We start from the raw sequence: 10,692 nt of genomic DNA, 5'->3' as shown, positions 1-10,692 counted from the left end.
AGGCGAAGTGTATGAGTTTTTTACAAATACGTAACGTTTCTCATTGTTTTTTTGCAAAAGAGAATGCGAAATTGATTCTTGAAGATATGAGCTTGCACGTAGAAGAAGGCGAGTTTATTTCTATTCTTGGTCCAAGTGGTTGCGGCAAAACAACGCTCCTCTCCATCATCGCAGGGCTACTTGATCCAATTGAAGGGATCGTATTTTTAGATGGTGAACCGATTACAACTATGACCCCATCTATGGGCTATATGCTCCAGCAAGATTACTTGTTTCCTTGGAAAACAATTGAAGAAAATATTATGCTCGGGCTTCATATTCGAAAGATGTATGATGAAAACACGAAAGAACATACATTAAAGCTTTTAAAGCAAGTCGGCTTGTATGATATTGAACAGCAATACCCACGTGAACTATCCGGCGGTATGCGCCAACGTGCTGCCCTCGTTCGAACATTAGCGACCGATCCAAAAATTTTATTGCTAGATGAACCATTTTCCGCACTTGATTATCAAACAAAATTAAAACTAGAAGATCTCGTCTTCACATTACTACGTAACTATAAGAAAACATCCCTACTTGTGACACATGATATTGAAGAAGCAATTGCGATGAGTGATCGTATTTATTTGCTGCAGGCGAACCCTGGAAAAATTGCAAAAACGTTCATCGTCCCAGAAAGTATCCGTTCCTTATCGCCATTAGAAGCACGCCACCACCATGACTTCCCATCCCTCTTCCAAGAAATATGGAAGGAGTTGGAACGACTTGGATAATATAAAACAACTACATGAACAGTTTCGAAAAAAAGAAAGACAACATGCATGGTTAGCTCGCTCTTTACAACTTGTACTTCTTATTCTTTTCTTTGCACTATGGGAAATAGCTAGTAAAAAAGAATGGATTGATCCTTTACTCTTTAGCTCTCCTTCAAGTATTTGGAATCTCTTTTTAACGAAATGGATTGACGGTTCACTTTGGATTCACATATGGACGACATTACTTGAAACAGGAGTAGGCTTTATTCTCGGAACTGTACTCGGAGCTATTATTGCTACTTTCCTTTGGTGGATGCCACTTTTGGCCCGCGTACTTGATCCTTATCTCGTCGTCCTAAATGCAATGCCTAAAGTTGCACTCGGTCCAATCATCATCGTTATTTTCGGTCCAAATATTTCATCCTCTATCGCAATGGGAGTAATCATCTCCATCATCATTACCATTCTCGTTATATACAGCGCATTTCAAGAAGTCGATTCCAACTTTGTAAAGGTCATGGACACATTTGGTGCAAATAAATGGCAATGCTATAAGCACGTTATTCTCCCTTCATCTTTCCCTGCAATTATTTCAACGTTAAAAGTGAATGTTGGCTTATCATGGGTCGGTGTTATTTTCGGGGAACTCCTCGTTTCTAAACAAGGACTTGGCTATTTAATTAGCTACGGATTCCAAGTCTTTAACTTCACACTCGTCTTACTCAGTGTATTGCTCACTTGCGTCCTCGCAACTCTTATGTATGTATTTGTCGAGGCATTTGAAAAACTCCTTATTGGAAAACGAAAAAGAAGCTGACTTAGAGCGATACACTAGAGTCAGCTTCTTTCTTTTATCTTTGATCACACATTTTTGAATCATCTGTAACATTCCCATTAGCAACCGTAACTGTATGGAAACAATCTTTCACACGCACCGTAACGACATTATCTTTTCGATCAATAATATGATAATCATTAAACTCTTTATTTAATGCACTACGAATTTGCTCCCCTTCAAAAATCGGAAAACCGTGAGACATTACCCAAATGAGACCAGCAACAGCAAGAATCGTTTTCATACGTTTCATTACCTCCTCGAGAGTAAACTTATAGCCCCTATACTATGCGCATTATAATTGTGTCTAATTTGTGACGTTTTTATACTAATTCTCTTTTAATGATTCAGTTCCTTCTTCTTTTTTGAAAAAAGACAGAATTTTCAATTTTATCAGCATAAAAAAACGCAAAGAACTATAATTCTTCACGTTTTCCCTTGGCTAAAATATATCGAACACATAATTCGCATTAATGTCCACTTGGTTGTTCTATCGTTTTCGAAACATCATATAATCCAGCTAACACTTCCGCTCTCATTTTTACAAGCTCGGGGAATTGATAGAAGAAGGCAATTTTTTTATATTTTAATTCTGTTCCTTCTTTCACCTTTTTTGAATCTTGTAATATAAACGCTGTAAATGTATCTGCGATATCTTCCGCTACATTTGTCGTTCCATACAGTGAAACAAACTCACTATGCTTTTCCTTAAAAAATTCAATTTGAGCTTCTTCGCTTTCTTCCACTTTCTTTTCTGTCCACTCCTGGTCAATTGGTTTCCAGAACAAATTATAAAATTGATTTATATAAGAGCTCTCCTTCGCACATCCTTCTTGTAAGAAAAGAGATTTACATTTATTTTGGTATGATGAAATATCTTTATCTTCGTCAAAAGCCTTTAAGTACTTTTCATTTACTGGTATTTGTTTATGTCCCAGTGTCAATACGTGAGCCGTCTCATGTATTAATGTTTTCATCACTTGATCGATATTTACTGCAGAATCAAGCGTATCTAAACTAATAGTCCACTCTTTCGGATACTCCATACTCGGTATAACGTGGGCGACAATTCCATCGTAACCATCTGTTACCATATCAAACTCTTTTATGTCAGTGCGATACTTAGCTGGAATAAGAGTACTGTACATATCCCATAACGATTCATGATAACCTCTATCTTGACGTTGCTTTAATACTTCTTCTTTCGCGTCCTTATCCTCCGCAAAAGCCTTATTCAATCGTTTGCGATCTAGTTTATCGAAATAAGGATCTACAATTTCATCACCATCAATATAATAAGAAGCTAAAAAGAAATAATTTTCATCATCCTCTTTTTTCATTTCCGCTTCTTTCATATCGTTACTTGAATGTCCTTCTAAATCATAATCCTCTAGTACTTCAAGTTCTGAAAGTCCATCTATTTTTTTATATACTTTTTGAAGCGTCTTATCACCTATTTGTGCACATTCTTCTGTCGTTTCGCACACATCTTTTTTCTCTCTTTTTGAAGTTTTTTCCGCCATATCACATCCAGCTACTAAGCCAATTGAAAGTATAAAACAAACTAATTTCCCATACAGTTCTTTCATTTGAACCTCCGTCGTTACAGTCTACAAAAATATGATAATCATTTTTTCACAAATATGCGATAATTATTTATAAAAACTTTGAGGAGGTTACATATGATTCTTGCGGTGCTATTTGATTTGGACGGGACACTATTAGATCGTCGTCAATCTTTAGTGCGATTTATTCACGACCAATACAATCGCTATATCAGCGATTTTCACAATATATCGACTTACCGACAAAAAGCGACAATAACAAGAGGAGGCCGTTATTCAAAAACGACTCCTCTTCCTTTATTATTCATAAACTGTAAACTGTGGTTTACTCGGATGATCTTTTACTAGTGCATCATCTGGAAACTTTGAAACTTTTTGATATAGAGCAATGTCACCAATACAACCTGCTGTTAGTAGAACCCCTAAAAATGAGATCGCTTGAACATTCATAGCTAATCCAATTGCAATTGGTAAAATTCCAGTCGGTAAAAATGGCAACATTAAAACTTTCTTCATTTGCTTTACTGTAATTTCTTTTTTAGAATGAGCGTATGCTACACCTAATTTCCAATTGACACCCCATTTTAGTTCGCTCCACGGAACACCTCCGATATAGCGAAATCCTATTAAATGTATCGCTTCATGTATACAAACGAGAACAATCATTCCAATAATTAAAAGAAACATAACAGGCAATGTAATTTCAAATTGAAACTTACCTGAAAAAAGCGCATGTAAATAACTAATTCCAATCGCCAGAGCGAATATTATAAAAAATGCATAGATGTTTAATTTAACCATCGAAACAGAAACAGTTATTTCTTTTCTGTTATCCACCTTTATCCCTCCTAAAATGTAAATATATCTTTACAAAATTGTATAATATACCCAAAATTATGTAAAGATATATTTACATTTATTCTTGAACACATAAAAAAAGAAACCGGCCATTTTACTTCGTAAAACAGCCGATTTCTTCTATATGTTTCATCGTACGCGCTAATACATCATCGCGCATAATAAAGCTAAATTTTCTATCAGTTTTAATATTATCAGGAATGTCTTTTAATAAAACAGACCCTTTCGTTTCTTCGTAATGCGTATGTTGCTCTACCGCACTAATTGTTGCAAAATAAATGTTTTTAATGATTATTTTGTCTTTTCCGGATACTTTGTATTGCCCTAAGTAAGTTAAATCAGAAACTATGCCGCCGGTTTCCTCATGAACTTCTCGAACTGCCGCTTCTTCCGGTGTTTCCCCGAGTTCTACTTTACCACCTGGAAATTCAAGACCACGGCGTAAATGATGCGTTAATAACCATTGATCCCCGTACCGGCATACAACCCAAACATGCTTTGGCTCAGGAGAAAATGGGTAACGTTCAAACGATAATTGTACAGTGTTGTGGTAATAATCTTTAAATTTGTACATGCCATTACTCCCCTATTGATGATTACAAGTTTTTCCTACCACAAATTGTAGCATATTCTCGCTTTTCTGCATAATATTATCCAATTACAATCCATTGATTATTCCCATTTGCGCGACTAATTCTTTCGTTTCATGATTCCCTAGATCATAAATCATTTTATATGCTTTTTGTAGTTGTTCATCATATCGATCATTATTCGAATCGTGATGATACTCAACGAATGGAACGTGGGAGCGTACATACGAACCTAAGTCCTCTTCATATGCTTGATCAAAATACTCTCTTAACTCCGTAATCTCTTCGTCATTTGCATAAATTTCAAAATTATACGTATCCGCCGTCTTCACTTGTGAAATTTGACCATTTCCAACTGATATATAATATGTTTTTTTATTCTCCATGTAACACCCTTCTTTCATCCTTTTAATTTCTATTGTTTTCATTAATTACAAAATTATGTAAAATAAAGAAAAGGAGGGATTTCATGCTCAAAATATTAATTATCGGCATTATAATCGTACTGATCATATTAGTACTCTCCGTCATGACAATTAATAAAGGCTACTCTTACAAACATTCGATTGATAAACCAGAAGATAACCCTTATACAAAAAACAGCAAGGAGGATTCATAAAATGCTTCGTATACTTCGCATCATAATCGCACTTACTGTGATAATTATGTCGGCAATTGGGCTATATACAGGTCAAAATAACTTTCTACCTCTTTCACAATTTTTATTAGGAGCTCTAATGTTTCTCATCGCTATTGAGCAAATAAAAAAGAAAGATTCAGGAACCGGATTTATTTGTATTGTTGCTGGTGCTTTCATTTGGCTTGTTCTCATCATTAGCTATATAAGATAAAAGGAGGTACATCCATGCTAAAAGGATTGCGAATTACTTTTTCACTTATTGCTTTATTTATAGCAATCTATAGTTTTATCAGCAACAACAGAGACATTATGCCTTACATGTTCATTTCCTTAGGCTTGATGGCTTTCACTATGGGTCTAGAAGAAATTAAAAAACAGAGACAATCTAGTGGCACACTTGCTTTCATAGCTGGCGCTGCTGCTTTATTACTTGGCTTCTCAGAAATATTTCGTTAAATAGTCTATTTAAAGGAGGTATACAATGCTAACTGGATTACGGATTTTCCTCATGTTTTTCACGCTTATCATACTCTCTCTTTGCACTTATTCTCTTATTACCGATAATTTCACACTTCTTCCATACATACAATTTACTCTCAGTTGTTTCTTTATTCTTCTAGGAATTAATGAACTGAAATCTGGACGGAAATCAATGAGTATTCTGTATTTTTTCGTTTCTATTCTTATTTTCTTCGTTTTAATATCGATCTACTTTCACTAAAGGTAGCATGTACTTTTAATCACCTACTGACTATTACCTTTCACCAATTTGGCTTTTTCGAACAGGTAATAAATTTGAGGACAATCTAAAAAACAAAAAAGGTGGAGATTAGTATGCTAAAAACATTTCGCATTATATCCGCTCTTATCGTCATCGCTCTCGCTCTATCCGGAATGTTTACAAACTCGCTTGTTATTATGCCCTATATGCTTATTGCCTTATCTATTATGACTTTCATCATGAGTGCAGAAGAAAAGCAAAAACAAAAGAAAGTAAATAGTACAATCTCTTTCTTTTCTGGCGTCTTTACTTTAATTATTGTCATTCTTATTCTTGTCTCTCAATAACAATACTTCTACTAAGGAGGATTTCATGTTAAAAAACATTCGAATTATAGTAGCCACTATTGCCCTCATTCTCGCTCTACTTAACCTCTTTACAAACTTCTCTATGCTTTTACCATTCGTATTTATCCTTTTAAGTATTATGTTTATCCTTTTTGGAATTGATGAAATAAAAGAGCGGCAAAAAGCAAAAGCATTTGTTTATTTTCTCGGTTCTGCCTTTATTTTATATGTTGGGGTGTCTAGTATACTTTCATAAAAAGAAGAGCAAGTTTTCACTTAACAAAATAAAAAACTGCCCTTTAACAGGCAGTTTTCCTTCTATCCAAACACTTTCTCAAGTTCATCTTTATCTTGGCTTAACCAGAAGTTCATTAAGCGTTGTGCTCCTTCTAAGTCGTGGAGCTTCGCTTGGCCACATTGTGTTTCATTTGCAGCTGGAATTTCTGTAATTTGAACCGCATCTTTTAATGTTAGTTCTAATAAATCAATGATTTCACGAACTGTCGGTGTTCCACTCACAACAAGATAATATCCTGTCTGGCAGCCCATCGGTGAAATATCAATAATGTCAAAATGCGGATAACGATCAATATATTTACGTAAATTAAATGCTAATAAATGTTCTAACGTATGAATAACATCTGGTTTCATTGCTTGTTTATTTGGTTGGCAAAAACGAATATCAAATTTATTTACAATACCGTCACTACCTACATTGTGAACTCCGCAATGTCTTACATAAGGTGCCTTTACAATCGTATGATCTAATTCAAAGCTTTCTACTGATGGCATACAACATCTCTCCCGCTTTTAATTTAATTCCGTTATATCCAATATGATATAACGGAAATTAACATTAGTAAAGTATTATGTACGGTCGTGCTATAATACTTTAAGACTATGCTGAAAAGGAGACCATTATGAAACAGATTTTTATTGGGATTATACGCTTTTATCAAAAGTTCATTTCTCCGATGACACCACCAACTTGCCGCTTTCATCCAACTTGTTCTCATTACGGATTAGAGGCGTTTCAAAAACATGGTGCACTCAAAGGCTTTTGGCTTACTTGTAAGCGTATATTAAAATGTCACCCTTTCCACCCAGGAGGATTTGATCCTGTCCCAGATAAAAAGGATGACAATATACATTCTTAATTTTCGTAACCATTCACAACTACATCTAATTTTCCTGTGTCAGGATCTATAACAAGACCGTGAACAGGTACTTCTCCCGGAAGTAACGGATGGTTGCGAAGTATTGACACACTATGTTCTACACTTTCTTCTACACTAGAGAACCCTTGTAGGAATCTTTCTAAATCGATTCCAGAATAACGAAGTGTATCTAATTTCTCTTCTGTTACGCCGCGCTCTTTCATTTTTTCAATTGTACTGCTTGCTTGAATTTTTGCCATACCACAATCATGGTGACCAACTACACAAACTTCATCGGCACCCAGTTCGTATACAGCAACTAAAATACTACGCATAATACTTCCGAATGGATGTGAAATAACAGCGCCTGCTACTTTAATAATTTTCACATCACCGTTACGCATATTCATTGCTTTCGGTAATAGTTCAACAAGACGAGTATCCATACAAGAGATAATTACCATTTTTTTGTTTGGAAATTTTCCTGTTTCATACTCTTCGTACTTTTTCTCTTCAACGAATTTTTCATTGTATTGTAAAATCTCTTCTAATGACTTCATAGTAAAGAACCCTCTTTTCTCTCATTTACATTACATATATAGTGTACCAAAATATGAAAAACTCAAAAAGGATATTGCATTATTATAAAAGCAATATATTTTCAGATAACCGACATAATTCTTTCAAAATATACACACAGCTTTGTAACAAGTCACACATACTTTATCCCTATTCTCACTATAAACTAACTGTAGATAATGTAAAAAAGGAGTGAATATTTATTATGTCCGACGTTCTGTTACTGAGTCGTTTTCAATTTGCAATTACTATTTTTTATCATTTTTTATTTGTACCTTTGACAATCGGACTTGTTATTTTAGTAGCATGTATGGAAACTCAATACGCCCGCACATTGAATCCAACATACCGCAAAATGGCAAATTTCTGGGGTAAATTATTTACAATTAACTTCGTAATGGGGATTATAACCGGGATTACGATGGAGTTCCAATTTGGAACAAACTGGTCTGAGTACTCCAAATATATGGGAGATATTTTCGGATCACCTCTTGCAATCGAAGCACTTGTTGCCTTTTTCTTAGAATCTACTTTCATGGGAATATGGTTATTCGGTAAAGACAAAATCTCACCAAAGTTCCGTGCTTTCTGTATGTGGATGGTTGCACTTGGAACAAATATTTCTGCCCTTTGGATTATTACAGCAAACGGCTTTATGCAAAATCCTGTTGGCTATGTAGTACGTAATGGCCGCGCTGAATTAAATGACTTCTGGGCCCTTGTTACAAATCCATATGCATGGAATATGTTCTTCCATACTGTAATTAGTTGTTATATCGTTGGTGCTTTCTTCGTTATGGCAATTAGTGCCTATCACTTATTACGTAAAAATGAAGTGGAATTTTTCAAAAAATCATTTAAGTTTGGTTTAATGTTAGGATTATTCGCAGCAACTATTACACCTTTTATGGGACATCAATCCGGTGTATCAGCAGCTAAGTATCAACCAGCAAAAGGAGCTGCAATGGAAGCTGTTTGGGAAACGGGAAAAGGACAAGGCTTCTCAATCATTCAAATTCCTGATGTGAAAAATGAAAAGAACTTTGAATTCCTTACTATTCCAAAACTCGGAAGTTTCTTCTATACAAACTCATTTGATGGAGAAATTGTTGGTTTAAAAGATATTCCGAAAGAAGATCGTCCAAATGTTAACCTCGTGTACTATAGCTTCCGCTTAATGGTTGCACTTGGCATGTTCTTTATGGCATTAACTTGGTTCGGTTTCTATTTAAACCGAAAAGGAAAACTAGAAAACTCAAAACGCTATTTAAAAATTACAATGTGGTCTGTCTTACTTCCATACATTGCAATTAATGCTGGCTGGATTGTTGCTGAAGTAGGTCGTCAACCATGGACAGTATATAAACTAATGCGTACAGCAGAATCTGTATCACCTATATCAGTTCCACAAATTTGGTTCTCATTAATTAGTTTAATATTGTTCTACACTTTACTTTTAATTGCAGACGTATACTTAATGCTGAAGTTCGCGAAAAAAGGACCAGCTGCATTAGAAGAACCTGCTACTGAAGGAGGTACAGCTCATGTCTCATGATATGCTTGCAATCATCTGGTTCGGTTTATGGGGCATAATTTGGACAGTTTACTTCATTCTTGATGGCTACGCACTCGGTAACGGGATGATTTTCCCATTCGTTGCGAAAGACCGACAAGAACGAAATCAATTACAAGAAGCTATTGGCCCGTTCTGGGGTGGTAATGAAGTATGGTTAATTACAGCTGGTGGCGCAACATTTGCTGCCTTCCCAATCACATATGCAAATATGTTTAGTTACCTGTATACACCACTATTTTTAGTCTTACTTGCACTATTTTCTCGTGCTGCTGGACTTGAATTTATGCATAAAGATGATTCACCAATTTGGCAAAAAACTTGCAAATGGGCATTTACAATTGGTAGTTTCCTAATTGCCTTTTTATTCGGTGTTACATTCGCTAACCTGTATTACGGGCTGCAAATCGGAAAAGATGGTTATGAAGGAACTTTATTTAGCTTACTAAACCATTATGGTATTTTAGGTGGTCTTTTCTTCACTACTATATTCGTCGTATCTGGTGCCCTTTGGATTATGATTAAAACAACTGGTGAAGTATCTGATCGTGCTTATAAAATCGCAAGACCATTTTCAATGGCAGCTGCAATCATTTTAGCTATCTTCTATGTCGCAACTGCAAATCGTACAAATTTATTCCAAAACTTCACGGAATATCCTGTACTATTCATTCTTCCAGTACTTGCAATGTTAATGAGTGTACTCGCACTTATTATGGTGTACAAACATAAAATTGGCCTTGCATTCACATTCGTTTGCTTAACAATCGCAATGTTTATGACAACTGGTTTTGCAGGTATGTTCCCAAGAATGTTACCATCACGTATTAATGACGCATACAGTACAACGTTATATAACGCAGCCGGTAGTGAATTAAACTTAAAAATTATGTTCTTCGTTGCAATCGTCATGGTACCAATCGTTATTGGATATCAACTTTGGAGCTACAGTATTTTTAAAAATAAAATCCATAAAGACTCTGCTAAAGGGTATCACTAAAATGAAAAAGACACTTCAAGCGAAGTGTCTTTTTTCTTATACGTATGATTTTCGATAAGATGTTACATT

17 protein-coding genes and 1 pseudogene are annotated in these 10,692 nt (G+C 35.2%); 11 read left to right on the top strand and 7 right to left on the bottom strand.

What is annotated here, in order from left to right; all coding sequences use genetic code 11:
- Positions 1-11 precede the first annotated feature (11 nt).
- Together ACFVQC_RS00610 and ACFVQC_RS00605 are read left to right on the top strand one after the other, a co-directional pair.
- The gene (locus ACFVQC_RS00610; protein ID WP_377890742.1) at positions 12-776 is read left to right on the top strand and encodes an ABC transporter ATP-binding protein; all 765 of its coding nucleotides are present in this window, start codon (positions 12-14) and stop codon (positions 774-776) included.
- On the top strand, positions 769-1,575 hold the full coding sequence (locus ACFVQC_RS00605; protein ID WP_377897182.1) for an ABC transporter permease: 807 nt from the start codon (positions 769-771) through the stop codon (positions 1,573-1,575). Before ACFVQC_RS00610 ends, ACFVQC_RS00605 begins: the two co-directional genes overlap by 8 nt.
- Before the next feature lie 34 nt (positions 1,576-1,609).
- Here ACFVQC_RS00605 and ACFVQC_RS00600 read toward each other — a convergent pair whose 3' ends face one another.
- Positions 1,610-1,837: a hypothetical protein gene (locus tag ACFVQC_RS00600; RefSeq protein ID WP_377890738.1), complete on the bottom strand. Its 228-nt coding sequence runs from the start codon at positions 1,835-1,837 to the stop codon at positions 1,610-1,612.
- A gap of 226 nt (positions 1,838-2,063) precedes the next feature.
- On the bottom strand, positions 2,064-3,182 hold the full coding sequence (locus tag ACFVQC_RS00595) for a recombinase family protein (protein WP_377890736.1): 1,119 nt from the start codon (positions 3,180-3,182) through the stop codon (positions 2,064-2,066).
- Between the two features lie 93 nt (positions 3,183-3,275).
- Between ACFVQC_RS00595 and ACFVQC_RS00590 the strand changes: the two are divergent.
- A pseudogene (locus tag ACFVQC_RS00590) lies at positions 3,276-3,389 on the top strand (HAD family hydrolase); the annotation flags it as partial.
- Positions 3,390-3,458: 69 nt separating this feature from the next.
- On the opposite strand, the gene ACFVQC_RS00585 reads toward ACFVQC_RS00590, so the two are convergent.
- From ACFVQC_RS00585 to ACFVQC_RS00575, 3 genes are all read right to left on the bottom strand, one after another.
- On the bottom strand, positions 3,459-3,995 hold the full coding sequence (locus ACFVQC_RS00585; RefSeq protein ID WP_377890734.1) for a DUF3267 domain-containing protein: 537 nt from the start codon (positions 3,993-3,995) through the stop codon (positions 3,459-3,461).
- A gap of 115 nt (positions 3,996-4,110) precedes the next feature.
- A complete protein-coding gene (mutTA, locus tag ACFVQC_RS00580) occupies positions 4,111-4,590 on the bottom strand; it encodes an antimutator 8-oxo-(dGTP/GTP)ase (protein ID WP_002015736.1) in 480 nt (159 codons plus the stop codon).
- Between the two features lie 84 nt (positions 4,591-4,674).
- Entirely contained in the window at positions 4,675-4,992 is a 318-nt protein-coding gene (locus ACFVQC_RS00575; protein WP_002089150.1) for a hypothetical protein, read from the bottom strand.
- A gap of 83 nt (positions 4,993-5,075) precedes the next feature.
- On the opposite strand from ACFVQC_RS00575, the gene ytzI reads away from it, so the two are divergent.
- The 5 genes from ytzI (at position 5,076) to ACFVQC_RS00550 (ending at position 6,570) form a co-directional block, all read left to right on the top strand.
- On the top strand, positions 5,076-5,225 hold the full coding sequence (gene ytzI, locus ACFVQC_RS00570; RefSeq protein WP_070145237.1) for a YtzI protein: 150 nt from the start codon (positions 5,076-5,078) through the stop codon (positions 5,223-5,225).
- A gap of 1 nt (position 5,226) precedes the next feature.
- Positions 5,227-5,457, top strand: coding sequence for a DUF3953 domain-containing protein (locus ACFVQC_RS00565; RefSeq protein WP_377890731.1), 231 nt, complete (start codon positions 5,227-5,229; stop codon positions 5,455-5,457).
- 14 nt (positions 5,458-5,471) lie between these two features.
- Positions 5,472-5,702, top strand: coding sequence for a YczI family protein (locus ACFVQC_RS00560; RefSeq protein ID WP_377890729.1), 231 nt, complete (start codon positions 5,472-5,474; stop codon positions 5,700-5,702).
- 378 nt (positions 5,703-6,080) lie between these two features.
- Positions 6,081-6,314, top strand: coding sequence for a hypothetical protein (locus tag ACFVQC_RS00555; protein ID WP_377890727.1), 234 nt, complete (start codon positions 6,081-6,083; stop codon positions 6,312-6,314).
- Between the two features lie 25 nt (positions 6,315-6,339).
- Positions 6,340-6,570: a YczI family protein gene (locus ACFVQC_RS00550; protein ID WP_377890725.1), complete on the top strand. Its 231-nt coding sequence runs from the start codon at positions 6,340-6,342 to the stop codon at positions 6,568-6,570.
- A gap of 62 nt (positions 6,571-6,632) precedes the next feature.
- Here ACFVQC_RS00550 and luxS read toward each other — a convergent pair whose 3' ends face one another.
- Positions 6,633-7,106, bottom strand: a complete 474-nt coding sequence (luxS, locus tag ACFVQC_RS00545) for an S-ribosylhomocysteine lyase LuxS (RefSeq protein WP_001141371.1) — start codon at positions 7,104-7,106, stop codon at positions 6,633-6,635.
- Between the two features lie 128 nt (positions 7,107-7,234).
- On the opposite strand from luxS, the gene yidD reads away from it, so the two are divergent.
- Positions 7,235-7,471 (top strand): membrane protein insertion efficiency factor YidD, encoded by a 237-nt coding sequence (gene yidD, locus ACFVQC_RS00540; protein ID WP_341305533.1) that lies wholly within the window; start codon positions 7,235-7,237, stop codon positions 7,469-7,471.
- Here the strand turns inward: yidD and ACFVQC_RS00535 are convergent.
- Positions 7,468-8,031 carry a beta-class carbonic anhydrase gene (locus ACFVQC_RS00535; RefSeq protein WP_377890722.1) on the bottom strand — a complete coding sequence of 188 codons (564 nt, stop codon included), beginning with the start codon at positions 8,029-8,031 and terminating at the stop codon, positions 7,468-7,470. The two genes, yidD and ACFVQC_RS00535, sit on opposite strands and share 4 nt — an antisense overlap.
- Positions 8,032-8,255: 224 nt before the next feature.
- Here ACFVQC_RS00535 and cydA point away from each other — a divergent pair, with 224 nt between their 5' ends.
- Positions 8,256-9,605: a cytochrome ubiquinol oxidase subunit I gene (cydA, locus tag ACFVQC_RS00530; RefSeq protein WP_199675525.1), complete on the top strand. Its 1,350-nt coding sequence runs from the start codon at positions 8,256-8,258 to the stop codon at positions 9,603-9,605.
- A complete protein-coding gene (gene cydB, locus ACFVQC_RS00525; RefSeq protein WP_377897181.1) occupies positions 9,595-10,623 on the top strand; it encodes a cytochrome d ubiquinol oxidase subunit II in 1,029 nt (342 codons plus the stop codon). The genes cydA and cydB overlap by 11 nt, the downstream gene beginning before the upstream one ends.
- The last annotated feature ends 69 nt before the right edge of the window (positions 10,624-10,692 follow it).

The sequence above is a fragment of the Bacillus sp. NPDC057893 genome, from assembly GCF_042796455.1.
Lineage (GTDB): Bacteria > Bacillota > Bacilli > Bacillales > Bacillaceae_G > Bacillus_A.
This window is presented reverse-complemented; position numbering and strand designations above follow the sequence as displayed.